This window comes from Streptomyces sp. 8K308 (genome assembly GCF_004348315.1).
GTDB lineage: Bacteria > Actinomycetota > Actinomycetes > Streptomycetales > Streptomycetaceae > Streptomyces.
Genome location: NZ_SMKC01000013.1, coordinates 22,888 through 46,718 on the forward strand (window position 1 = coordinate 22,888; position 23,831 = coordinate 46,718).

Consider the following 23,831-nt stretch of genomic DNA (forward strand, 5'->3'; position numbering starts at 1 on the left):
AGTTCCCGCAGAGCGGTCCGCACACACCTGACGGGTTCAGCCTAATGGCGGAAGCCGACCCGAGGGTGGGGAACGGCGGCAGCGCCACCCGCCGGGGAACGGGCCCGGCGTCGTCCCGGTGGGCGGCGTGGCTACGATGGGCCCTCCGGTGGCCGCCCTCAGTCGCGCGGCCCGTGCGACCCCAGGGAAGGACATGCTCAACAAGTACGCGCGTGCATTCTTCACGCGTGTCCTCACGCCCTTCGCCGCCCTGCTGATCAGGCTGGGGGTGACCCCAGACGCGGTGACCCTGGTCGGCACCGCGGGAGTGATGGCGGGAGCGCTGGTCTTCTTTCCCCAGGGCGAGTTCTTCTGGGGCACGGTAGTCATCACCGCGTTCGTCTTCTCCGACATGGTCGACGGCAACATGGCCCGGCAGATCGGCACGTCGAGCCGCTGGGGCGCCTTCCTGGACTCCACCCTCGACCGGCTCGCCGACGCGGCGATCTTCTCCGGCATCGCCCTCTGGTACGCCGGCGAGGGCGACAACCTGATGCTCTGCGCCGTCACCCTGTTCTGCCTCGCCAGCGGGCAGGTCGTCTCCTACACCAAGGCGAGGGGCGAGAGCATCGGCCTGCCGGTGCGGGTCAACGGCCTCGTCGAGCGGGCCGAGCGGCTGGTGATCACCCTGGTGTTCGCCGGCTTCGCGGGCTTCGAGACGACCTTCGGCGTGCCCCACATCGGGGTCCTGCTGCCCATCGCGCTGTGGGTGGTGGCCGGCGGCAGCCTGGTCACCCTCGTGCAGCGAGTGGTCACCGTGCGCCGCGAGTCGGCGGAGGCCGACGCGGCCGCGGCCGAGGCCGAGCGCGCCCAGGCCGCCGGGGGCGGCCCGGCATGAGGGACGGCCTCACCGACGCGATGTACGGGCTCGGGTGGGCCGCGGTCAAGCGGCTTCCCGAGCCCGTCGCCATGGCCCTCGGCCGCCGGGTCGCCGACATCGCCTGGCGGCGGCGTGGTCCCGGCGTCAGGCGGCTGGAGGCCAACCTGGCCCGGGTGGTGCCGGACGCGGGGCCCGAGCGGCTGCGCGAGCTGTCCAGGGCGGGCATGCGCAGCTATCTGCGCTACTGGATGGAGTCCTTCCGGCTGCCGGCCTGGAGCCGCGACCGGATAAGGAGTTCCTTCGCGGTGGCGGACATCGAGCGGGTGACCGACGCGGTCGCCGAGGGCCGGGGCGTCGTGCTGGCCCTGCCGCACATGGGCAACTGGGACGTCGCGGGCGCCTGGTTGGTCACCGCGCTCGACCTGCCGTTCGCCACCGTCGCCGAGCGACTCAAGCCCGAGCGCCTCTTCGACCGGTTCGTCGCCTACCGCGAGAAGCTGGGCATGGAGGTCCTCCCGCACACCGGCTCCTCGTTGGGCACCCTGGCCAGGAGGCTGCGGAGCGGCGGGATAGTGTGCCTGGTCGCCGATCGGGACCTGTCCACCTCGGGCATCGAGGTGTCGTTCTTCGGCGAGACCGCGCGCATGCCGGCCGGGCCCGCGCTGCTCGCCCAACAGACCGGGGCCCTGCTGTGCCCGGTCAGCCTGTGGTACGACGAGACCCGGGTGATAAAGGGACGGGTCCACCCGCCGATCCCGGTGCCTGACTCCGGCACCAGGGCCGAGAAGACGGCCGCCATGACCCAGGCCGTGGCCGACGCGTTCGCGGCGGGCATCGCCGAGCACCCGGAGGACTGGCACATGCTCCAGCGGCTGTGGCTGAGCGACCTCGCCGGGACCGCGGGCGCCGTCGCCGAGCCCCGCGCGCCGCGGGCGAAGCCGCCGGTCCAGGAGGCGCGCGAGGCGCCGGAAGCCAGGGAAGGAACGTAGACCACCGCATGAGGATCGGCATCGTCTGCCCCTACTCCTGGGACGTCCCGGGCGGGGTGCAGTTCCACGTCAGGGACCTGGCCGAGCACCTGATCCGGCAGGGCCACACGGTCTCCGTGCTCGCCCCCGCCGACGACGACACCCCGCTGCCGCCCTACGCCGTCTCGGCCGGCCGCGCCGTGCCCGTGCCGTACAACGGGTCGGTGGCCAGGCTCAACTTCGGCTTCCTGTCCGCCGCGCGCGTCAGGCGCTGGGTGCACGAGGGCGACTTCGACGTGCTGCACATCCACGAGCCGGCCGCGCCCTCGCTGGCCCTGCTCACCTGCTGGGCCGCGCGCGGCCCGATCGTCGCCACGTTCCACACCTCCAACCCGCGCTCCCGGGCCATGATCGCGGCCTACCCGATCCTGCAGCCGGCGCTGGAGAAGATCAGCGCCCGGATCGCTGTCAGCGAGTACGCCAGGCGTACCCTGGTGGAGCACCTGGGCGGCGACGCGGTGGTCATCCCCAACGGCGTCGACGTCGACTTCTTCGCGAGCGCCGAGCCGAAGGACGAGTGGCAGGGGCGGACGCTCGGCTTCATCGGCCGGATCGACGAGCCGCGCAAGGGGCTCCCGGTGCTGATGCGCGCGCTGCCGGCGATCCTTGCCGAGCACCCAGACGCCCGGCTGCTGGTGGCCGGGCGCGGGGACGAGGACGAGGCGGTGGCCGAACTGCCGGCCGCCATGCGGGACCGGGTCGAGTTCCTCGGCATGATCAGCGACGAGGACAAGGCGCGGCTGCTGCGCAGCGTCGACCTGTACGTGGCGCCCAACACCGGCGGTGAGAGCTTCGGGATCATCCTGGTCGAGGCCATGTCGGCCGGCGCCCCGGTCCTCGCCAGCGACCTCGACGCCTTCGCCCAGGTGCTGGACGGCGGCGCGGCCGGCGAACTGTTCCCCAACGAGGACGCCGCGGCACTGGCCGCCGCCGCGAACCGGCTGCTTGCCGATCCCGGCCGGCTCGCCGAGCTTCGCGAGCGCGGCAGCCGCCACGTGCGGCGCTTCGACTGGTCCACGGTGGGCGCAGACATCCTGGCCGTCTACGAGACGGTGACCGACGGCGCCGGCGCCGTCGCCCCCGACGAGCGGGCCGGCCTGCTCGGCCGGCTCGGCTTCGCGCGCGACTAGCCGGCCCGGCCTGCCGCCGGCGGCCCCCGGGGCGGCGGGCCCCGGCGGCCAGGTAGGGTGACCGGGCGTGACCACCGTCATCTGGATCGCCGTGGCGCTGCTGTTGGTCGGCGTCTACCTCAGCTGGACCGCGGGGCGGCTCGACCGGCTGCACGCCCGCATCGACGCGGCCCGCGCCGCGCTCGACGCGCAGTTGCTGCGCCGCGCCTCCATCGCCCAGGAGCTGGCCACCGCCGGAGTCTTCGACCCGGCCGCCTCGATGGTCCTCTACCAGGCCGCGCACGCGGCCAGGCTGGCCCAGGACGAGCAGCGTGAGGTCGCCGAGAGCGAGCTCAGCCAGGCGCTGCGGGCGGTGCTGGCCGAGAGCGCCCAGGTGCGGGTCATCCGGGACGCGCCGGGCGGTGAGGCCATGGTCGACGAGCTGGTCGCCGCCGTGCGCCGGGTCCCCATGGCCAGGCGCTTCCACAATGACGCGGTGCGCGCGGCCAGGGCCGTGCGCCGGCACCGGACCGTGCGCTGGTTCCGGCTGGCCGGGCACGCGCCGTTCCCGATGGCCTTCGAGATGGACGACGAGCCGCCGTCCTCGCTGACCAGCCACGCCACGGCCTAGCGTTCGGTCGGGGCAGCAGGCCACCGGGTGGCGATTGGCCCTTTTCGAGCGGGCCACCCGTGAACTTCCATGGGCCACCGTGGTCCGGGCGCGCGCCTCGGCCTTCGGATTCACGTTCGAACGGGAATACGATGGTCGTAACAGGTGCTTTTCATCCGGTTCCACTGGTCGTTCCCCTTCTCTCTCCATGTCAACTCTCTCCATGTCAACGCCGAGCCCCCCGAGTGAGGTCGCCACCGTGAGCACGTCCCCCTCCACCGCCCAGACCCCCGAGACCGGCACCGCACGCGTCAAGCGCGGCATGGCCGAGCAGCTCAAGGGCGGCGTGATCATGGATGTGGTCACGCCCGAGCAGGCCAAGATCGCGGAGGACGCCGGGGCCGTGGCCGTGATGGCCCTTGAGCGGGTGCCGGCCGACATCCGCAAGGACGGCGGCGTGGCCCGCATGTCCGACCCGGACATGATCGACGGCATCATCGAGGCCGTCTCCATCCCCGTGATGGCCAAGTCCCGCATCGGACACGTCGTCGAGGCCCAGGTGCTCCAGGCCCTCGGCGTCGACTACATCGACGAGTCCGAGGTGCTGACCCCGGCCGACGAGGTCAACCACACCGACAAGTGGTCCTTCACCACCCCCTTCGTCTGTGGCGCTACCAACCTCGGCGAGGCCCTGCGCCGCATCTCCGAGGGCGCCGCCATGATCCGCTCCAAGGGCGAGGCCGGCACGGGCAACGTGGTGGAGGCCGTGCGTCACCTGCGCCAGATCAAGGGCGACATCGCCCGGCTGCGCGGCCTCGACAACCACGAGCTCTACGCCGCGGCCAAGGAGCTGCGCGCCTCCTACGAGCTGGTCAAGGAGGTCGCCGAGCTCGGCAAGCTGCCGGTCGTGCTCTTCTCCGCGGGAGGCGTCGCCACCCCGGCGGACGCCGCGCTGATGCGCCAGCTCGGCGCCGAGGGCGTCTTCGTCGGCTCCGGCATCTTCAAGTCGGGCGACCCGGCCAAGCGCGCCGCCGCCATCGTCAAGGCCACCACCTTCTACGACGACCCCAAGGTCATCGCGGACGTCTCGCGCGGCCTCGGCGAGGCCATGGTCGGCATCAACATCGACGTGCTGCCCGAGGGCGAGCGCTACGCCTCCCGCGGCTGGTGAGCGGGGGACCGTGCACGTGATTTCCCCGGTCATCGGAGTCCTCGCCCTCCAGGGCGACGTCAGGGAGCACCTCGCCGCGCTCACCGCGGCCGGCGCCGAGGCGCGGCAGGTCCGCCGCCCCGCGGAGCTGGCCGCGGTCTCCGGCCTGGTCATCCCCGGCGGCGAGTCCACCACCATCTCCAAGCTGGCCGACGCCTTCGGGCTGCTCGAGCCGCTGCGCGAGCGGGTGCGCGCGGGCATGCCGACCTACGGCTCCTGCGCCGGCATGATCATGCTCGCCGACAAGATCCTCGACCCGCGCTCGGGCCAGGAGACCGTCGGCGGCATCGACATGATCGTGCGGCGTAACGCCTTCGGGCGGCAGAACGAGTCCTTCGAAGCGGCCATCGAGGTGACCGGCGTCTCGGGCGGGCCGGTCGACGGCGTGTTCATCCGCGCCCCCTGGGTGGAGTCCCTGGGGGCCGCCGCGCGACCCATCGCCACCTTCGAGGGGCGCACCGTCGCCGTCCGGCAGGGCAACCTGCTGGCCACCGCCTTCCACCCGGAGCTCACCGGCGACCACCGGGTGCACGCGCTGTTCGCCGACATGGTGCGCGCCGGGGGGTAGGTCGCGGCCGGTAGGATCACCACGTCGGTTTGAAGAATAGGTGACATCTCTGAAGGAGCAGCGCTGTGTCCGGCCACTCCAAGTGGGCAACCACCAAGCACAAGAAGGCCGTGATCGATGCCAAGCGCGGCAAGCTGTTCGCCAAGCTGATCAAGAACATCGAGGTCGCGGCTCGCACGGGCGGCGCGGACCCGGACGGTAACCCCACCCTCTTCGACGCCATCCAGAAGGCCAAGAAGAGCTCGGTGCCGAACAACAACATCGACCGGGCGGTCAAGCGCGGCGCCGGTCTCGAGGCGGGGGGCGCCGACTACCAGACGATCATGTACGAGGGCTACGGCCCCAACGGCGTCGCGGTCCTGATCGAGTGCCTGACGGACAACCGCAACCGCGCCGCCTCCGACGTCCGGGTCGCCATGACCCGCAACGGGGGCTCGATGGCGGACCCCGGCTCGGTCTCCTACCTGTTCAACCGCAAGGGTGTGGTGATCGTCCCGAAGAACGGCCTCTCCGAGGACGACGTGCTCGGCGCCGTGCTGGACGCGGGCGCCGAGGAGGTCAACGACCTGGGCGAGTCCTTCGAGGTGGTCAGCGAGGCCGGCGACCTGGTCGCGGTGCGCACCGCCCTGCAGGACGCCGGCATCGACTACGACTCGGCGGAGGCGGGCTTCCTGCCCACCATGCAGGTCGAACTCGACGAGGACGGCGCCCGGAAGATCTTCCGGCTGATCGACGCGCTGGAGGACAGCGACGACGTGCAGAACGTCTTCGCCAACTTCGACGTGGCCGACGACGTCATGGCCCGCGTCGAGGCCTAGGGCCGGGCCGTCCTCCGGACGGCGCGGGCCCGCCCGATCCCACGGATTGTCAGTGCCGCCCGGTAGCCTCCCAGTCAGCTGATCAGGCACGCCTGATCGACCAGGGCGAGCGAGGGAGGGCCGGTGCGGGTACTTGGGGTCGACCCGGGGTTGACCCGCTGCGGGGTGGGCGTGGTGGACGGCACCGCCGGCAGCCCGCTGCGGATGGCCGCGGTGGGCGTGGTCCGCACCCCGGCGGAGGAGGAGACGCCGCGCCGTCTGGTTCTCATCGAGCGCGGCATAGACGCCTGGCTGGACGAGCACCGACCCGAAGTGGTCGCCGTGGAGCGGGTGTTCAGCCAGCACAACGTCAGCACCGTGATGGGCACCGCGCAGGCGAGCGCCGTCGCCATGCTGTGCGCGGCCCGGCGTGGGCTGCCCGTCGCGCTGCATACCCCGAGTGAGGTCAAGGCGGCCGTCACCGGCAGCGGCCGGGCCGACAAGGCCCAGGTCGGCTCCATGGTGGTGCGGCTGCTCAGGCTCGATGCGATGCCCAAGCCGGCCGACGCCGCCGACGCCCTCGCCCTGGCCATCTGTCACATCTGGCGCGCCCCCGCGCAGAACCGCCTGCAGCGCGCGGTGGCCGCCGCGCGCCGGGGCCTCGTCCCGCCGACTCCGAAGGGCATCTCCCCATCATGATCGCCTCCGTCGCAGGACAGGTCGCCGCCCTCGGCCCCGACACCGCGGTGGTCGAGGTGGGTGGCGTCGGCATCGCCGTCCACTGCACCCCCGGCACCCTGGCCGGGCTGCGGGTCGGCGAGCCGACCAGGCTCGCCACCTCGCTGGTCGTCAGGGAGGACTCGCTCACCCTCTACGGCTTCGCCGACGAGGACGAGCGCACCGTCTTCGAGCTGCTGCAGACCGCCAGCGGCGTCGGCCCCCGGCTCGCCCAGGCCATGCTGGCCGTGCACACCCCCGACGCGCTGCGGCTCGCGGTCGCCTCGGGGGACGAGAAGACCCTTACCGCCGTGCCCGGCATCGGCAAGAAGGGCGCCCAGAAGCTGCTGCTCGACCTCAGGGACCGGCTCGGCGAGCCGGTCGGCCGGCCAGGCGTTCCGGCGGCCCGCGCCGCCGCGGGCTGGCGGGACGAGCTGCGGCAGGCGCTGGTCGGCCTCGGATACGCGCCGCGCGAGGCGGACCAGGCCGTCGAGGCGGTGACCCCGGTCGCCGAGGCCGCCGCTGACGGCGCCGAGCCGCCGCTGCCCCGGCTGCTGCGGGCCGCCCTGCAGAGCCTCAACCGCGCCAGATAGCGCGCGGCCCGGCCGGGAACCGCCGGGACCACCGCACCGAGACCACCGCGTCGAGAGGGAAGAGCGGCATGCCGCAGCAGCCGAGCTGGGACGAGGACACGAGCGAGGGCGGTGAGCGCCTGGTCGGCGCCGCCGCCGACCGGGAGGACCAGGCGGTCGAGGCCGCGCTGCGCCCGAAGGACCTCGGCGAGTTCGTCGGCCAGACCCGGGTCAGGGAACAGCTCGACCTGGTGCTGCGGGCCGCGCGGGCGCGCGGTGGCACCGCCGACCACGTGCTGCTCTCCGGGGCCCCCGGGCTCGGCAAGACCACCCTCTCCATGATCATCGCCGCCGAGATGGGCGCCCCCATCCGGATCACCTCGGGACCGGCCATCCAGCACGCCGGGGACCTGGCCGCCATCCTCTCCTCGCTCACCGAGGGCGAGGTGCTCTTCCTCGACGAGATCCACCGGATGTCGAGGCCGGCCGAGGAGATGCTGTACATGGCGATGGAGGACTTCCGCGTCGACGTGATCGTCGGCAAGGGACCGGGCGCCACCGCCATCCCGCTCGAGCTGCCGCCCTTCACCCTGGTCGGCGCCACCACCAGGGCCGGGCTGCTGCCGCCGCCGCTGCGGGACCGGTTCGGCTTCACCGGGCACATGGAGTTCTACGACCCTGCTGATCTGGAGCGGGTGCTGCACCGCTCGGCCGGGCTGCTCGGGGTCCGGATGACCGACGAGGGGGCGGCCGAGATCGCCGGCCGTTCCCGGGGCACGCCCCGCATCGCCAACCGGCTGCTGCGCCGGGTCAGGGACTACGCACAGGTCCGGGCGGACGGCGTGGTCACCCAGGAGGCGGCGGCCCGCGCCCTCGCCGTCTACGAGGTGGACGAGCGGGGCCTCGACCGGCTCGACCGCGCGGTGCTGCTCGCGCTGCTGAAGCTCTTCGGCGGCGGCCCTGTGGGGCTCGCCACGCTGGCCGTCGCGGTGGGGGAGGAGCGTGAGACAGTGGAGGAGGTGGCCGAACCCTTCCTCGTCCGGGAGGGACTGCTCGCCCGCACTCCGCGGGGCCGGGTGGCGACCCCGGCCGCCTGGCGTCATCTGGGCATGGAGCCGCCCCAACAGCCGGCCCCGGGCGGACAAGAGGGATTGTTCGGGCCGTGAGGGCGTGGATTTCCGCCGGTGGGAACTCCGATAGCATCCGAGGCGTTGTTCCCCCGGTGCAGCCTCGCCTAGACTCCGCCGATGCCGTCCGAATCGAGGGCGGCGTGCCGACCCCCGAATAGCTGACCGCGACAGCGGTCATACAAAGGAAATTCCTCCATCGTGGATATCGCGTTTCTGTTCCCTTTCATTCTGCTCATCGGCGTCATGTTCCTGATGACGCGCTCGGCCAAGAACCGGCAGCGTCAGGCCATGGAGATGCGGGACGCGATGGAACCGGGCACCGGTGTGCGGACCATCGGCGGCATGTACGCCCAGGTCAAGGAAGTCCGTGAGGACACCGTGGTGCTCGAGATCACTCCCGGTGTGCACGCCCTGTTCGCGAAGAACGCCATCGGCGCCGTGCTCGACGCCGACGAGTACGAGCGGATCGTCAACGGCGAGGAGGAGGACGAGGAGACCCCCGTCGTCCCAGACGACGCCTCGTCGCTGATCGAGGACGAGGACGCCGGCGACGACCGCGTGGAGCTGGGCAAGGACGACGCGAAGGCCGAGGCCAAGAGGGACAAGACGGAGGAGTCCCGCAAGGACGAGGGCGAGAGCGGCTCCAGGTCCGACAGCTGAGGGCGACGGCACCGGGCCGTCCGTCAGTCATCCCGCTGGACCGCGCGACGATCACCGGGCGCGCGGGTCGTTGGACAGAGAGAAGACGAGAAGGTGGCGACACCGAAGAAGGACCTCAGGTCCTCACGGAAGAGGGATCTCGGGTCCCGGGGAGCCCAGGGCAAGCCCGGGCGAGCTCTGTTCCTGGTCGTGCTGATCATCGCGGCCCTCACCGGGGGGATGTTCGCCTCCGGGCACACCACCCCACGTCTGGGCATCGACCTCGCCGGAGGCACGAGCATCACGCTCTCCGCCGTGCCCGACGGTGACAATCCGGACGCGATCAACTCGACCAACCTGAACACCGCCGTCAACATCATCGAGCGGCGGGTCAACGGTCTGGGCGTCTCGGAGGCCGAGGTCCAGACCCAGGGCGACCGGAACATCATCGTCAACATCCCCAGGGGATCCGACGAGCAGCAGGCCAGGGACCAGGTGGGCACCACGGCCGAGCTCGGCTTCCGGCCCGTGCTGAGCGCCACCTCGGCGCAGCCGCTGCCCGAGGACACCGGGGAGACGGGCGACACCGGTGACTCCGCCGACACCGGCTCGGGCGAGAGCCAGGACTCCGGTGACTCCGCCGACTCGGGCGAGTCCCAGGACTCGGGTGAGAGCCAGGATTCGGGCGACACCCAGGACTCCGGTGACTCCGCCGACTCGGACACCACCGACCAGAGCCTCGCCCCTCTCGGCCAGGGCGGCTCGGCCACCACCGCGCGCACCGCGTCCTTCAGCACCGCGGAGGACGACACCGGTGACGAGTCCGCCGACACTGGCGGCTCCGACGAGACCGAGGAGCCGGCCGACTCCGGGGACACCGCCGAGACCGACCCCGAGCAGCCGGCCGCCGACGAGGTCCAGGCACAGCTCGACGCGCTCGACTGCACCACCGACGAGGCGCGGTTGGCGGCCAGCCGGGCGGCCAGCGAGGCCAGTGCGGACGAGCCCGTCGTCGCCTGCTACCCGGACCAGGACGCCAAGTACGCCCTCGGCCCGGTGGCCGTCCCCGGCACGGACGTGACCGACGCGAACGCCGTCTACGACACCCAGCGCGGTCAGGGCTGGATCGTCCAGATGCAGTTCAGCGACGCCGGCGGCGACAAGTTCGCCGACGTCACCGCCGACCTGGCCACGCAGATCCAGCCGCAGAACCAGTTCGCCATCGTGCTGGACGGCGAGATCGTCTCCGCGCCCAGCGTCTCCGAGCGCCTCGGTGGCGGCCGCGCCGAGATCTCCGGCAGTTTCACCCAGGAGTCCGCCGAGGACCTGGCGAACATCCTGAAGTACGGCGCGCTGCCGCTCAGCTTCGAGGAGGCCAGCGTCTCCACGGTCTCCCCGACCCTGGGTGGCGAGCAGCTCCGGGCCGGCCTGATCGCGGGCGCCATCGGCCTCGGGCTCGTGGTGATCTACATGCTGGTCTACTACCGCGGCCTGTCGTTGATCGCGATCGCCAGCCTGATCGTCTCCAGCATCCTGACCTACACGCTCATGTCGCTTCTCGGCCCGGCCATCGGCTTCGCGCTGAACCTGCCGGCCGTCTGCGGCGCGATCGTGGCCATCGGTATCACGGCCGACTCGTTCATCGTGTACTTCGAGCGGATCAGGGACGAGGTCAGGGAGGGCCGCAGCCTGCGCCCCGCGGTGGAGCGCGCCTGGCCGCGTGCCCGGCGCACCATCCTGGTGTCCGACTTCGTCTCCTTCCTCGCCGCGGCCGTGCTCTTCGTGGTCACCGTCGGCAAGGTGCAGGGCTTCGCGTTCACCCTCGGCCTCACCACGGCGCTCGACGTGGTGGTCGTGTTCCTCTTCACCAAGCCACTGATGACGCTGCTGGCCCGGCGGAAGTTCTTCTCCAGCGGCCACAGCTGGTCCGGCCTCGACCCCAAGCGGCTCGGTGCCCGCCCGCCCTTCCGTGGCGCGCGCCGCGGGCCCGCTCCCGTCCAGCCCGACGTGAAGGAGGCGTGAGCATGTCACGGCTCGGCGATCTTGGAGCCCGGCTGTACCGCGGCGAGGTCGGCGTCGACTTCGTCGGCCGGCGCAAGGTCTGGTACGGCGTCTCCGTCCTGATCACCATCCTGGCCTTTGCCGGCCTGATGGTCCGGGGCCTCCACATGGGCGTGGAGTTCGAGGGCGGCGCGGTGTTCACCACCCCGGCCACCAACGTCTCCGTCGAGGAGGCCCGCCACGTGGCCGAGGAGGCGTCCGGCAGCCAGGCGCTGGTGCAGACCCTGGGCGACGACGGCTCGATGCGGATCCAGGTCAGCGGACTGGACACCGAGCAGTCCAACGCCACCAGGGAGGCCATCGCCGAGGAGCTCGGCATCCCGACCGACAGCCTCAACGCCGAGGTGATCGGCCCCAGCTGGGGCAACCAGATCGCCAACAAGGCGTGGCAGGGCCTGGGCATCTTCCTGGTGCTGGTGGTCATCTACCTCGCCATCGCCTTCGAGTGGCGGATGGCCCTGGCCGCGCTCATCGCCCTGATCCACGACCTCACCATCACCGTCGGGGTCTACGCCCTGGTGGGCTTCGAGGTCACCCCGGGCACGGTCATCGGCCTGCTGACCATCCTGGGCTACTCGCTCTACGACACCGTTGTCGTCTTCGACGGCCTCAAGGAGCAGACCAGGCACTTCAACCGGCAGACCCGCTTCACCTACGCGGAGCTGGCCAACCGCAGCCTCAACGGCACCCTGGTGCGTTCGATCAACACCTCGGTGGTGGCCCTGCTGCCGGTCGGTGCCCTGCTCTTCATCGGCGGCGGCCTGCTGGGCGGCGGGATGCTCAATGACATCGCGCTCTCCCTCTTCGTCGGCCTCACCGCCGGTGCCTACTCCTCGATCGTGATCGCCACCCCGCTCGTCGCGGACTTCAAGATGCGCGAGGCGGAGGTCAAGGCCCAGGACAAGCGCGTGCTCGCCAAGCGCGTCAAGCGTGCCGAGGGCGGCGACGAGGACCTCCAGGAGGAGCAGGAGGCCGCCGGCGCCTCGGCGCCGGCGGACGAGTCGGTCGAGCCGGCCGGCGACGACGAGCCGGCGGCGGTCGGCGCGCCCGCGCCGCGCGGCCCGCGCCGCCAGCCGGCGGCCCGTTCCCGCGGCCGCGGCCGGCCCTCGGGGAAGCGGCGGTGAGCGCGCAGGCCGAGGCCAGCCCGGCCTCCTCCCGCCCCGCCCTGGCCGACCTGCTGCTCAGCCGCATCAGGGACGTGCCGGACTACCCGAAGCCGGGGATCGCCTTCAAGGACATCACCCCGCTGCTCGCCGACCCCGAGGCGTTCACCGCCCTCACCGACGAGCTCGCGGCGTTCTCCCTGGCCCAGGGCGCGACCAAGGTGGTCGGCCTCGAGGCCCGCGGCTTCATCCTCGCCGCGCCGGTCGCCGTCCGGGCGGGCATGGGCTTCGTCCCCGTCCGCAAGGCGGGCAAGCTGCCGGGTGCCACGCTCTCCCAGTCCTACGACCTGGAGTACGGAAGCGCGGAGATGGAGATCCACGCCGAGGATCTGAGCCCGGACGACCGGGTGCTGATCATCGACGACGTGCTGGCCACCGGCGGCACGGCCGAGGCGGCCATCCAGCTGATCCGCCGCACCGGCGCCCAGTTGGCGGGTCTGGCCGTGCTGATGGAGCTGACGTTCCTGCCGGGCCGCGAGCGGGTGACCGCCGCGCTGGGCGAGGCCCCCTACCAGGCCCTGCTCACGGTCTGACATCCCACCGTCACGCGCCCGGGTTCCACCACCCAAGCGGAGCCCGGGCGCCGTCGCACGTCCGGCGCGAGCCCGCGGCCGGACCTCGTTACCATGGCAGTCCGATCGTTCCCCGGCCGGACTCCGCCTTGGTCCCGTGACGACCCGGGAGGACCGTTCCCTTTCCCGGCCGCCCATGGCGGGGAGGGGCCCGCTAAGGAGTGCCCTTGCCAGACGACGCCCAGCCGCTCACCTCGGCTCAGCGGAAGAACTCGAAGCCGTCGACCCTCGGCTGGCGCGACGGCGCCGACACCCGTGCCCAGCCGCCGGCCCCCCAGCCCACGGCCGCGGTCTCGGGCGTCTCGGGCCGCTCGGGCTCGTCCAACCGTGTGCGGGCCCGGCTCGCCCGGCTCGGCGTCCAGCGCTCCACCCCGTACAACCCGGTCCTCGAGCCGCTGCTGCGCGTCGTCCGGGCCAACGATCCCAAGGCCGACACCGCCGCGCTGCGCCAGATCGAGCGCGCCTACCAGGTCGCGGAGCGCTGGCACCGCGGTCAGAAGCGCAAGAGCGGCGACCCGTACATCACGCACCCGCTGGCCGTCACCACCATCCTGGCCGAGCTCGGCATGGACGCGGCGACGCTGATGGCCGGCCTGCTCCACGACACCGTCGAGGACACCGAGTACGGCCTCGACACCCTGCGGCGCGACTTCGGCGACCAGGTGGCGCTGCTCGTCGATGGCGTCACCAAGCTGGACAAGGTCAAGTTCGGCGAGGCCGCCCAGGCCGAGACGGTCCGCAAGATGGTCGTGGCCATGGCCAAGGACCCGCGGGTCCTGGTGATCAAGCTCGCCGACCGGCTGCACAACATGCGCACCATGCGCTTCCTCAAGCGCGAGAAGCAGGAGCAGAAGGCCCGCGAGACGCTGGAGATCTACGCTCCGCTGGCCCATCGGCTGGGGATGAACACCATCAAGTGGGAGCTTGAGGACCTGGCCTTCGCCATCCTCTACCCCAAGATGTACGACGAGATCGTGCGGCTCGTCGCCGAGCGCGCCCCCAAGCGCGACGAGTACCTGGCGACCGTGATCGACGAGGTCCAGGGCGACCTGCGCGGCGCCCGCATCAAGGCCACCGTCACCGGCCGGCCCAAGCACTACTACAGCGTCTACCAGAAGATGATCGTCCGCGGCCGGGACTTCGCCGAGATCTACGACCTGGTGGGCATCCGGGTCCTCGTCGACACCGTCCGCGACTGCTACGCGGCGCTCGGCACGGTGCACGCCCGGTGGAACCCGGTGCCCGGCCGGTTCAAGGACTACATCGCGATGCCCAAGTTCAACATGTACCAGTCGCTGCACACGACGGTCATAGGACCCGGGGGCAAGCCGGTCGAGCTGCAGATCCGCACCTTCGACATGCACCGGCGCGCCGAGTTCGGCATCGCGGCCCACTGGAAGTACAAGCAGCAGGCCGTCGCCGGCACCTCCAAGGTGCGCTCGGACGCCCCCAAGAAGGGCGAGCGGCGCGGCGGGCGCAGCACGGTCGACGACATGGCGTGGCTGCGGCAGCTGCTCGACTGGCAGAAGGAGACCGAGGACCCCGGGGAGTTCCTCGAGTCCCTGCGCTTCGATCTCTCGCGCAACGAGGTCTTCGTCTTCACGCCCAAGGGCGACGTGATCGCGCTGCCGGCCGGCGCGACGCCGGTGGACTTCGCCTACGCGGTGCACACCGAGGTCGGCCACCGCACCATAGGCGCCAAGGTCAACGGCCGCCTGGTGCCGCTCGAGTCCACGCTGGACAACGGCGACACGGTGGAGATCTTCACCTCCAAGGCCGACGGCGCCGGCCCGTCCCGCGACTGGCTCGGCTTCGTCAAGTCGCCCAGGGCGCGGAACAAGATCCGGGGCTGGTTCTCGAAGGAACGCAGGGACGAGGCCATCGAGCAGGGCAAAGACTCCATCGCCCGGGCCGTGCGCAAGCAGAACCTGCCCATCCAGCACGTGCTCAGCGGCGACGCCCTGGTCACCCTGGCCCACGAGATGCGCTACCCCGACATCTCCTCGCTCTACGCCGCCATCGGCGAGGGCCATGTCTCGGCGCACAGCGTGGTGCAGAAGCTGGTCCAGGCGGTCGGCGGCGAGGAGGCCGCCAACGAGGACATCGCCGAGGCGGCGCCGCCCGTCCCGGTCCGCAGCAAGCGGCGTACCAACGCCGACCCCGGCGTGGTGGTCAAGGGCGTGGACGACGTCTGGGTCAAGCTCGCCCGCTGCTGCACCCCGGTGCCCGGCGACCCGATCATCGGCTTCGTCACCCGGGGCAACGGCGTCTCGGTGCACCGCGCCGACTGCGTCAACGTCGACGCGCTGGCCAGGGAGCCGGAGCGGATGCTGGACGTCGAGTGGGCTCCCACCCAGTCCTCGGTGTTCCTCGTGGCCATCCAGGTCGAGGCGCTCGACAGGTCCCGGCTGCTGTCCGATGTGACGCGGGTCCTCTCCGACCAGCACGTCAACATCCTGTCGGCCGCCGTGCAGACCTCGCGGGACCGGGTGGCCACCTCCCGGTTCACCTTCGAGATGGGCGACCCCAAGCACCTCGGGCACGTGCTGAAGGCGGTGCGCGGCGTGGAGGGCGTCTACGACGTCTACCGCGTCACCTCGCCCCGCCGCCCCTGAGGCCGGCGCGCCAGAGCCCACGATGATGGCGGCCGCCCGGGATCCTTCCCGGACGGCCGCCGCGCTTCTGGCTCCGCGCGCCTTGCGTCAGCCGCCGAACTCGGCGAGACCCTTCAGCGCCTGGTCGAGCAGCGCCTGGCGCCCGGCGAGCTCCTGCTCCAGCTTCTCGGTCTTGGCGGTGTTGCCCGCGGCCCTGGCCCGCTCCACCTGGTCCCGCAGCCGGTCGACGGCGTCCTGGAGCTGTCCCGTGAGGCCGGCGGCCCGCGCCCGCGCTTCCGGGTTGGTGCGCCGCCACTCGGCCTCCTCGGCCTCCGAGACGGCCCGCTCCACCGCGCTCATCCGGCCCTCGATCCCGGCCCTCGCCTCGCGCGGCACGTGCCCGATGGCCTCCCACCGCTCGCCGATGGACCGCAGCGCGGCCCTGGCCGCCCGCAGGTCGGTGATCGGCAGCAGCTTCTCGGCCTCGGCCGCCAGCTCCTCCTTGCGCGCCAGGTTGTCCCGCTGCTCGGCGTCACGCTCGGCGAACGTCGCGCCCCGTGCCTGGAAGAACACGTCCTGCGCGGCGCGGAAGCGGGCCCACAGGTCCTCCTCGGCCTCCCGCTGCGCCCGGCCGGCGGCCTTCCACTCCCGCATCAGCTCGCGGTAGCGGGCCGCGGTCGGCCCCCAGTCGGTCGAGTCGGAGAGCGCCTCCGCCTCGGAGATCAGCTTCTCCTTGCGCCGCCTGGTCTCCTCGCGCTGCGAGTCGAGGGCCGCGAAGTGCGCCTTGCGGCGCTTGGAGAAGGCGGATCGCGCCTGCGAGAAGCGGTGCCACAGCTCGTCGTCCGTCTTGCGGTCGAGCCGGGGCAGGCCCTTCCATGTGTCGACGAGGCCGCGCAGTCGCTCGCCGGCAGCCCGCCACTGCTCGCTGGCCGCCAGCTCCTCGGCCTCGGCCACGAGCGCCTCCTTGGCGGCCCTGGCCTCCTCCGACTGCCTGGCCCTGGCCGCCTTGCGCTCCTCCCGGCGCTCCTCGACCACGGCCTCGAGACCGTCGAGACGCCGCGCGAGCGATGCCAGGTCGCCCACGGCGTGACCGGCGTCGACCTGCTCCCGAAGGTGGCCGATGGCCGTCGCCGCGTCCTTCGCGGACAGGTCCGTCGTCTTGACCCGGCGCTCCAGCAGGTCGATCTCCACCACGAGCCCGTCGAATTTGCGCTCGAAATAGGCCAGCGCCTCGTCCGGGGAACCGGCCTGCCAGGAGCCGACGACCCTCTCGCCATCGGCGGTCCGCACGTAAACGGTCCCCGTCTCGTCAACGCGGCCCCACGGCTCGCTGCTCACAGCGCCTCCTCGTTTGATGCCCGCGGGGGAAGGTGACGCCCCCGGCATCGTCCACAGTTCTCGTCCGGTGCAACCGGCTGTCGGGCCCGCCTGACCGGCGAAGGGACCCTACACAACGCCAACATAGGCGACAGGCCGCCCGGCTGTCCGCACCTTGCCGGGCGGAAAATCGTCCCCTGACCTCAGGAGGCCCCGGCTCAGCCCTCCTCCGCCGGCGTCACGGTGGCCTCGTTGACGACCACGGTGGCATAGGGGGCGGTGTTGCCCGTCGTCGGGTCGGGCGGGGCGGCGCCGGTCGCCGCGATGGTCTCCAGCACGTCCATGCCGCCGGTAACGGTGCCGAAGGGCGTGTAGTCGGGCGGCAGCTCGCTGTCCTCGTAGACCAGGAAGAACTGGCTGCCGCCGGTGTCCCGCCCGCTGTCGGTCGTGGGGTCGTAGGTGTTGGCCATGGCCACCGTGCCGGCCGGGTAGACGCCGTCCGCCACCTCGGGGGAGTCCAGGTTCTCGTCCGGGATGGTGTAGCCGGGGCCGCCCTGGCCGGTGCCGGTCGGGTCGCCGCACTGCAGCACGTGAATGCCCTCGGTCACCAGGCGGTGGCAGGGGGAGTGGTCGAGGAAGCCCTCACCGGCCAGGAAGGCGAAGGAGTTCACCGTGCGCGGGGCGACCGCGGCGTCCATGGTGATCTCGATGTCGCCACAGGTGGTGGCCAGCGTCATCACGTAGCTCGCCTCGGTGTCGACCGTCACCTCGGGCTCGGCGTCCCACTGCTGCTGGGACGGCTCGCCATCGGCCGGCGCCGCGCACGGGTCCTCCGGCGGGTCGCTCGGCTCCGCCGTCGGCTCGGTGGTCGGCGCGTCGTCCGCCGCCTGCTCCGTGCCCTCGTCGTCGCGGTTGAGCATCACGAGCGCCGAGACGCCGCCGGCCACCACGACCACAAGCAGCGCGCTCGTCAACACCCGGCGCCGGCGCGAGCGCCGTACCCTGTGCTCCCTGCGCTCCGCCTGCCGTTCCCACTTGGCCCGCGCCAGCTGCTTCCGCCGCTGATCCTTGCTGACCACCGCGCTCTCCTCCCGCCAACCGGCCTGCCGTCAACTGGACTCGTGGGCGTCACCGTATACGGGTTCGCCCGCGCCGCACCGTCGCCGGTAGGCTCTTGACGCGAGGCGGCCCGCGCCCGGCGACGGGTCAACCGTGAAACGTGTAGCCGAAGACGCGTAACGACGACCTAAGGACGACCGTGCTCATCGCTGGCTTCCCCGCCGGGGCCTGGGGGACGAACTGCTACCTGGTCGCCCCCGCGGCCGGTGAGGAATGCGTCATCATCGACCCCGGCCACCAGGCCGCGGCCGGCGTCGAGGAGACCATCGCCAAGCACCGACTCAAGCCTGTCGCCGTCGTCCTCACCCACGGTCACCTCGACCACGTCGCCTCGGTCGTGCCGGTCTGCGGCGCGCACGACGTGCCGGCCTGGCTGCACCCCGAGGACCGGTACATGCTCACCGATCCGGAGAAGGCCCTCGGCATGCGGATCGGCCAGCCGCTCCTCGGCGACCTCAGCGTCGGCGAGCCCGACGACCTGCGGGAGCTGACCGACGGCGCCGAGCTCGAGCTCGCGGGCCTGTCCTTCACCGTCGCGCACGCCCCGGGCCATACCAGGGGGTCGGTGACCTTCCGGATGCCCGAGCGTGCCGACGTGCCGTCGGTCCTCTTCTCGGGCGACCTGCTGTTCGCCGGCTCCATCGGACGCACCGACCTGCCCGGCGGTGACCACGCCGAGATCCTGCGGTCGCTGGCGCGCGTCTGCCTGCCGCTGGACGACTCGACCGTGGTGCTTTCCGGGCACGGCCCGCAGACCACCATCGGCCGCGAGCGCGCCACCAACCCGTTCCTGCGGGAGTTGGCCGCCGGCCCGGGGACCGCAGAGGCGGCGCCCCCGCGACAAGGAATGTGAAGAACCACTCCGTGAGCACCTTCTCCGCCCCCAAGGGCACCTACGACCTGCTCCCGCCCGACTCCGCGACCTACCTCGCGGTGCGCGAGGCGCTCGCCGCGCCCCTGCGCCGCGCCGGCTACGGCTACGTCGAGACGCCGGGCTTCGAGCACGTCGAGCTCTTCTCCCGCGGCGTCGGCGAGTCCACCGACATCGTGACCAAGGAGATGTACACCCTCACCACCAAGGGCGGCGCCCAGCTCGCGCTGCGCCCCGAGGGCACCGCGTCCGTGCTGCGCGCCGCGCTCCAGGCCAATCTGCACCGGGCCGGCGGGCTGCCGGTCAAGCTCTGGTACTCGGGCTCCTACTACCGCTACGAGCGGCCGCAGGCCGGGCGCTACCGGCACTTCTCGCAGGTCGGCGCCGAGGCGCTGGGCGCCGAGGACCCGGCGCTCGACGCCGAGCTGATCATCCTGGCCACCGACGCCTATCGCTCGCTCGGGCTCGGCGGCGTGCGGCTGCTGCTGAACTCGCTCGGCGACCGCGAGTGCCGGCCGGCCTACCGGGCCGCCCTGCAGGAGTTCCTGCGCGGTCTCGACCTGGACGAGGACACCAGGGCCAGGATCGAGATCAACCCGCTGCGGGTGCTCGACGACAAGCGCCCCGACGTCCAGCGTCAACTCGTCGGCGCGCCGATGATGCGTGATCACCTGTGCGAGGCCTGCAAGGAGTACCACGAGCGGGTGCGCGAGCTGCTGACCGCGGCGGGCGTCGCCTTCACCGACGACGAGAAGCTGGTCCGCGGCCTCGACTACTACACGCGGACCACCTTCGAGTTCGTGTACGACGGCCTCGGCGCCCAGTCGGCGGTCGGCGGCGGCGGTCGCTACGACGGCCTCTCCGAGATGATCGGCGGGCCGCCGCTCCCCTCGGTCGGCTGGGCGCTCGGCGTGGACCGGATCGTGCTCGCGCTGCGCGCCGAGGGCGTGGCCCCGCCACTGCCCGCCGCCACCCAGGTCTTCGCGGTGCCGCTCGGCGAGCAGGCCAGGAGCGGGCTGTTCGCGCTGGTCACCGAGTTGCGGCGGGCCGGCGTCGCGGCCGACTTCGCCTATGGAGGGCGGGGCGTCAAGGCCGCCATGAAGGCCGCCAACCGCAGCGGGGCCCGGTTCGCCGTGGTCGCCGGCGAGCGCGACCTGGCCGACGGCGTGGTCCAGCTCAAGGACCTGGAGAGTGGCGACCAGACGCCGGTGGCGCGCGCCGAGATCGCCGCCGAGCTGGCGCGCCGGCTGGGCTGAGCCCCGCCCCCGGCATTCTGCCGGTTGACGGCGGAGGGTGCACGGTGGGTCACTGGTGCAGAATGGACCAGTACCCGTGACCGAGCGGATTGGGCGTTATGGCTTCGGCAGTAGATGAGGCGCGGACGGGCCGACCGGCCGCGCCGAGCGACGAGCGGCAGGGCGTGGGCGCGAGGCGCGGCTTCGCGCTGCTGCTCGTCATCACCGGCTTCGCGGGCCTGCTGGCCTCCTGGGTGATCACTCTGGACAAGTTCCACCTCCTCGAAGACCCGAACTTCACGCCGGCCTGCAGCCTCAACCCCGTGATCTCCTGCGGCAGCATCATGGAGAGCGAGCAGGCGTCCGCCTTCGGCTTCCCCAACCCGATGCTGGGGCTCGTCGCCTACGGCTCGGTGATCACCATCGGGATGGGGCTGCTCGCCGGTGCCCGCTACGGGCGCTGGTTCTGGCTCGGCCTGCAGGGCGGCACCCTCTTCGGCGTCGGCTTCTGCACCTGGCTCCAGTACCAGTCGCTCTACGAGATCAACGCGCTGTGCCTGTGGTGCTGCCTGGCCTGGGTCGCCACCATCGTCATGTTCTGGTACACGACCCTGCACAACGTCCGGGAGGGCGTCCTGCGGGTGCCGGGCGGGGTCCGCGCGACCCTGGAGGAGTTCCACTGGCTGCTGCCCGCGGTGCACATCGGCATCATCGGCATGCTGATCGTGACCCGCTGGTGGGACTTTTGGACCAGCTGAGCCACGGCCGTTGTCGGTACGGTGGCTTAGGGTCGAGGGCGTGGATGCCGACCTGTTCACCGCGGCCGCCGAGGAGCGCGCCGAGCGGGAGCCCGCCGGCCGCCCGTTGGCGGTCCGGATGCGCCCGCGCACGCTCGACGAAGTCGTGGGCCAGCAGCACCTGCTGCGCCCCGGATCGCCGCTGCGCCGGCTGGTCGGCGAGGGCGGCGGCGGGCCCGCCGGGCCCTCGTCGGTGATCCTCTGGGGCCCGCCGGGTACGGGGAAGACGACGCTGGCCCACGTGGTCAGCCAGGCCACGGACAAGCGGTTCACCGAGCTGTCGGCCATCACAGCGGGGGTCAAGGAGGTCCGTGCCGTGATCGACGGCGCGCGGCGCTCCTCGGGTGTCCTCGGCAAGGACACCGTCCTCTTCCTCGACGAGATCCACCGCTTCAGCAAGGCACAGCAGGACTCCCTGCTCCCCGCCGTGGAGAACCGCTGGGTCACCCTGATCGCCGCCACCACGGAGAACCCGTACTTCTCGGTGATCTCCCCGCTGCTCTCCCGCTCCCTGCTCCTCACCCTCGAGCCGCTCACGGAGGACGACCTGCGTGGGCTGCTGCGCCGCGCGGTGGCCGACGAGCGTGGCCTCGGGGGCGCGGTCCGGCTGCCGGCAGACACCGAGGAGATGCTGCTCCGGATCGCCGGCGGGGACGCGCGCCGGGCGCTGACGGCCCTGGAGGCCGGCGCGGGCGCGGCGCTGGCCAAGGGCGAACAGGAGATCGCCCTGGCCACGCTGGAGACCGCCGTCGACCGGGCGGCCGTCACGTACGACCGGGACGGAGACCAGCACTACGACGTGGCCAGTGCGCTGATCAAGTCCATCCGCGGCTCGGACGTGGACGCGGCGCTGCACTACCTGGCCAGGATGATCGAGGCCGGCGAGGACCCCCGGTTCATCGCCAGGCGGCTGATGATCTCGGCCAGCGAGGACATCGGCATGGCCGACCCTACCGCCCTGCCGACGGCGGTGGCCGCGGCCCAGGCGGTCGCCATGATCGGCTTCCCGGAGGCGGCGATCACCCTCGGGCACGCGACCATCGCACTGGCGCTCGCCCCGAAGTCCAACGCGGCCGTGGTCGCCATCGGCGAGGCCCAGGCGGACGTCAGGGCCGGCCTCGCCGGCCCGGTGCCGGCGCATCTGCGGGACAGCCACTACGGTGGCGCCGGCAAGCTGGGGCACGGCGAGGGCTACGTGTACCCGCACGACGTCCCCGGCGGCATCGCCGCGCAGCAGTACGCGCCGGACACGGTGCGCGACAAGCGGTACTACCGGCCGACGCGGCATGGGGCGGAGGCGCGCTACACCGAGATACTGGCCCGCGTCCGCGAGCGCCTCGAGGGCCGCAGCGGCTGACTTTCCGCCGCGGGCTCGCCGGTGGTCAGTTGGTCGCGGCGGTCTCGAAGAGCTGTCGCATGGCCCGCCGCAGGTCGACCACGTCCCGCACCGGCTCGGGGAACTCGAAGCGCGCGTCGAAGCACGCGTTGCCCGTGCTGAAGCGCACCCGCAGGCCGTGCCGGTCCAGGCTCAGCGGCGCGACGCCGTGCCACGCCTCGCAGGCGGCGCCGCGGTCGCCCAGGAGGTTGCACAGGGACCGCAGTTGGCCCTCGTGCGCCGCCGCCAGGTGCTGCAGGAGCTCCGCCTCGTGCGGCGACAGCGGGTCGGGCGTGGCCGCGGCGAACTCCTCGGGTTCGACGTGGTCCGCGCCCCACAGGTCGTCAACATATGCCTCGCCCACCTCCAGGCGCAGCAGCGTCCACGCCGGCCCTGGCGCCGGTCCCGCCGGGTGCCGTTCGGCCAGCAGCCGGGCGGCGGCGTGCCGTTCGGCGGCCGGGACGGCGGTGAGCCAGCCGGCGACCCAGCCCCGGCCGCGGATCCGGTGGGGCACGGCGACCGGGGCCACGTCCGTGATCTCCATCACGGACGTCACGTCGTCGTCCAGGGCAAATACCGTGGCCCTGGCGGCTGGTGAGTCGGTCGGGACGAGCAGCAGCACGTCGCCCGTCGGCGAGACGGCCCGGGACTCCGGCACACTGTGTCCGAGCTCAGCGCCCGGAATGGTCAGTGCCGCCGAGGCGTTGGTCTCTACGAGGGTGCGCACGCGCTCGGCGGCGGTGGGCTGCCGTGCGTCGTGCCCGGGACGCGGCTGGTCCTCCTCCTGGCTTCGGTGTCCGGTGCCGGATCGAGGGCTCCCAGGTCGAATCATGCGCACTCCTCAGATAAGGTAAGCCTCACCTAACTTACACGGAGGTCCGTTCAACGTGAACCAGTCGCGTCCCAAGGTCAAGAAGTCGCGCGCCCTCGGCATCGCGCTCACTCCGAAGGCCGTCAAGTACTTCGAGAAGCGCCCCTATCCGCCGGGCGAGCACGGGCGCGGCCGCAAGCAGAACAGCGACTACAAGGTCCGGCTGCTGGAGAAGCAGCGGCTGCGCGCCCAGTACGACATCAGCGAGCGCCAGATGGCCCGCGCCTACGAGCGCGCCCGCAAGGTGACCGGCAAGACCGGCGAGGCCCTGATCATCGAGCTCGAGCGCCGGCTCGACGCGCTGGTGCTGCGCTCCGGCCTTGCCCGCACCATCTACCAGGCGCGCCAGATGGTCGTGCACGGCCACATCGCCGTCAACGGCCGGAAGGTCGACAAGCCGTCCTTCCGGGTGCGTCCGGACGACGTCGTGGAGGTGCGCGAGCGCAGCCGCGCCAAGCACCCGTTCCTGGTCGCCAGGGAGGGCGGCTACGCCGGCGAGGGCGAGACCCCGCGCTACCTCCAGGTCAACCTGGAGGCGCTGGCGTTCCGCCTGGACCGGGAGCCCAACCGCCAGGAGATCCCGGTCATCTGCGACGAGCAGCTGGTCGTCGAGTACT

Annotated in this window: 23 protein-coding genes; 20 read left to right on the forward strand and 3 right to left on the reverse strand. The window is 72.2% G+C overall.

The features are described from left to right. The first annotated feature begins 193 nt into the window (after nucleotides 1-193). From pgsA to E1265_RS03990, 15 genes are all read left to right on the forward strand, one after another. Nucleotides 194-877: a phosphatidylinositol phosphate synthase gene (gene pgsA, locus E1265_RS03920; RefSeq protein ID WP_207930941.1), complete on the forward strand. Its 684-nt coding sequence runs from the start codon at nucleotides 194-196 to the stop codon at nucleotides 875-877. Further along, the gene (locus E1265_RS03925) at nucleotides 874-1,848 is read left to right on the forward strand and encodes a phosphatidylinositol mannoside acyltransferase (protein WP_132928783.1); all 975 of its coding nucleotides are present in this window, start codon (nucleotides 874-876) and stop codon (nucleotides 1,846-1,848) included. Before pgsA ends, E1265_RS03925 begins: the two co-directional genes overlap by 4 nt. 8 nt (nucleotides 1,849-1,856) lie before the next feature. After that, entirely contained in the window at nucleotides 1,857-3,017 is a 1,161-nt protein-coding gene (locus E1265_RS03930) for a glycosyltransferase family 4 protein (RefSeq protein WP_132928784.1), read from the forward strand. A 67-nt stretch (nucleotides 3,018-3,084) separates the two neighbouring features. Further along, a complete protein-coding gene (locus E1265_RS03935) occupies nucleotides 3,085-3,627 on the forward strand; it encodes a hypothetical protein (protein ID WP_132928785.1) in 543 nt (180 codons plus the stop codon). Between the two features lie 238 nt (nucleotides 3,628-3,865). After that, the gene (gene pdxS / locus E1265_RS03940; RefSeq protein ID WP_132928786.1) at nucleotides 3,866-4,777 is read left to right on the forward strand and encodes a pyridoxal 5'-phosphate synthase lyase subunit PdxS; all 912 of its coding nucleotides are present in this window, start codon (nucleotides 3,866-3,868) and stop codon (nucleotides 4,775-4,777) included. Between the two features lie 16 nt (nucleotides 4,778-4,793). Then, nucleotides 4,794-5,384 carry a pyridoxal 5'-phosphate synthase glutaminase subunit PdxT gene (gene pdxT, locus E1265_RS03945; protein ID WP_132928804.1) on the forward strand — a complete coding sequence of 197 codons (591 nt, stop codon included), beginning with the start codon at nucleotides 4,794-4,796 and terminating at the stop codon, nucleotides 5,382-5,384. A gap of 65 nt (nucleotides 5,385-5,449) precedes the next feature. Continuing rightward, the gene (locus E1265_RS03950; RefSeq protein ID WP_132928787.1) at nucleotides 5,450-6,202 is read left to right on the forward strand and encodes a YebC/PmpR family DNA-binding transcriptional regulator; all 753 of its coding nucleotides are present in this window, start codon (nucleotides 5,450-5,452) and stop codon (nucleotides 6,200-6,202) included. A 123-nt stretch (nucleotides 6,203-6,325) separates the two neighbouring features. Then, the gene (gene ruvC / locus E1265_RS03955; RefSeq protein WP_132928788.1) at nucleotides 6,326-6,880 is read left to right on the forward strand and encodes a crossover junction endodeoxyribonuclease RuvC; all 555 of its coding nucleotides are present in this window, start codon (nucleotides 6,326-6,328) and stop codon (nucleotides 6,878-6,880) included. Continuing rightward, a complete protein-coding gene (ruvA, locus tag E1265_RS03960; protein WP_132928789.1) occupies nucleotides 6,877-7,491 on the forward strand; it encodes a Holliday junction branch migration protein RuvA in 615 nt (204 codons plus the stop codon). The genes ruvC and ruvA overlap by 4 nt, the downstream gene beginning before the upstream one ends. A 68-nt stretch (nucleotides 7,492-7,559) precedes the next feature. After that, nucleotides 7,560-8,636 carry a Holliday junction branch migration DNA helicase RuvB gene (ruvB, locus tag E1265_RS03965; RefSeq protein ID WP_132928790.1) on the forward strand — a complete coding sequence of 359 codons (1,077 nt, stop codon included), beginning with the start codon at nucleotides 7,560-7,562 and terminating at the stop codon, nucleotides 8,634-8,636. Between the two features lie 162 nt (nucleotides 8,637-8,798). Continuing rightward, nucleotides 8,799-9,260: a preprotein translocase subunit YajC gene (gene yajC / locus E1265_RS03970; protein ID WP_132928791.1), complete on the forward strand. Its 462-nt coding sequence runs from the start codon at nucleotides 8,799-8,801 to the stop codon at nucleotides 9,258-9,260. A 192-nt stretch (nucleotides 9,261-9,452) separates the two neighbouring features. Beyond that, nucleotides 9,453-11,261, forward strand: coding sequence for a protein translocase subunit SecD (gene secD / locus E1265_RS03975; RefSeq protein ID WP_243740518.1), 1,809 nt, complete (start codon nucleotides 9,453-9,455; stop codon nucleotides 11,259-11,261). A 2-nt stretch (nucleotides 11,262-11,263) separates the two neighbouring features. Continuing rightward, the gene (secF, locus tag E1265_RS03980; protein ID WP_132928806.1) at nucleotides 11,264-12,424 is read left to right on the forward strand and encodes a protein translocase subunit SecF; all 1,161 of its coding nucleotides are present in this window, start codon (nucleotides 11,264-11,266) and stop codon (nucleotides 12,422-12,424) included. Then, complete coding sequence (locus tag E1265_RS03985) at nucleotides 12,421-12,996, forward strand: adenine phosphoribosyltransferase (protein WP_243740516.1); 576 nt, start codon at nucleotides 12,421-12,423, stop codon at nucleotides 12,994-12,996. Before secF ends, E1265_RS03985 begins: the two co-directional genes overlap by 4 nt. A 206-nt stretch (nucleotides 12,997-13,202) precedes the next feature. Next, on the forward strand, nucleotides 13,203-15,650 hold the full coding sequence (locus E1265_RS03990; RefSeq protein ID WP_132928792.1) for a bifunctional (p)ppGpp synthetase/guanosine-3',5'-bis(diphosphate) 3'-pyrophosphohydrolase: 2,448 nt from the start codon (nucleotides 13,203-13,205) through the stop codon (nucleotides 15,648-15,650). Nucleotides 15,651-15,737: 87 nt separating this feature from the next. Here E1265_RS03990 and E1265_RS03995 read toward each other — a convergent pair whose 3' ends face one another. Both E1265_RS03995 and E1265_RS04000 read right to left on the reverse strand, forming a co-directional pair. Further along, nucleotides 15,738-16,967 (reverse strand): DUF349 domain-containing protein, encoded by a 1,230-nt coding sequence (locus E1265_RS03995; protein WP_132928793.1) that lies wholly within the window; start codon nucleotides 16,965-16,967, stop codon nucleotides 15,738-15,740. 197 nt (nucleotides 16,968-17,164) lie between these two features. Beyond that, nucleotides 17,165-18,025, reverse strand: a complete 861-nt coding sequence (locus E1265_RS04000) for a peptidylprolyl isomerase (RefSeq protein WP_132928794.1) — start codon at nucleotides 18,023-18,025, stop codon at nucleotides 17,165-17,167. A 179-nt stretch (nucleotides 18,026-18,204) separates the two neighbouring features. Between E1265_RS04000 and E1265_RS04005 the strand changes: the two genes are divergently transcribed. From E1265_RS04005 to E1265_RS04020, 4 genes are all read left to right on the forward strand, one after another. After that, on the forward strand, nucleotides 18,205-18,918 hold the full coding sequence (locus E1265_RS04005) for an MBL fold metallo-hydrolase (protein ID WP_132928795.1): 714 nt from the start codon (nucleotides 18,205-18,207) through the stop codon (nucleotides 18,916-18,918). An 11-nt stretch (nucleotides 18,919-18,929) separates the two neighbouring features. Next, the gene (hisS, locus tag E1265_RS04010) at nucleotides 18,930-20,192 is read left to right on the forward strand and encodes a histidine--tRNA ligase (protein WP_132928796.1); all 1,263 of its coding nucleotides are present in this window, start codon (nucleotides 18,930-18,932) and stop codon (nucleotides 20,190-20,192) included. A 98-nt stretch (nucleotides 20,193-20,290) separates the two neighbouring features. Further along, on the forward strand, nucleotides 20,291-20,929 hold the full coding sequence (locus E1265_RS04015; protein ID WP_132928797.1) for a vitamin K epoxide reductase family protein: 639 nt from the start codon (nucleotides 20,291-20,293) through the stop codon (nucleotides 20,927-20,929). Nucleotides 20,930-20,969: 40 nt separating this feature from the next. Continuing rightward, nucleotides 20,970-22,325 (forward strand): replication-associated recombination protein A, encoded by a 1,356-nt coding sequence (locus E1265_RS04020; RefSeq protein ID WP_132928798.1) that lies wholly within the window; start codon nucleotides 20,970-20,972, stop codon nucleotides 22,323-22,325. 25 nt (nucleotides 22,326-22,350) lie between these two features. On the opposite strand, the gene E1265_RS04025 is transcribed toward E1265_RS04020, so the two are convergent. Further along, nucleotides 22,351-23,175: a DUF2470 domain-containing protein gene (locus E1265_RS04025; protein ID WP_132928799.1), complete on the reverse strand. Its 825-nt coding sequence runs from the start codon at nucleotides 23,173-23,175 to the stop codon at nucleotides 22,351-22,353. Nucleotides 23,176-23,230: 55 nt separating this feature from the next. On the opposite strand from E1265_RS04025, the gene rpsD reads away from it, so the two are divergent. Then, nucleotides 23,231-23,831, forward strand: a 601-nt coding sequence (gene rpsD, locus E1265_RS04030) for a 30S ribosomal protein S4 (protein ID WP_132928800.1), incomplete at its 3' end; no start/stop codon positions are given.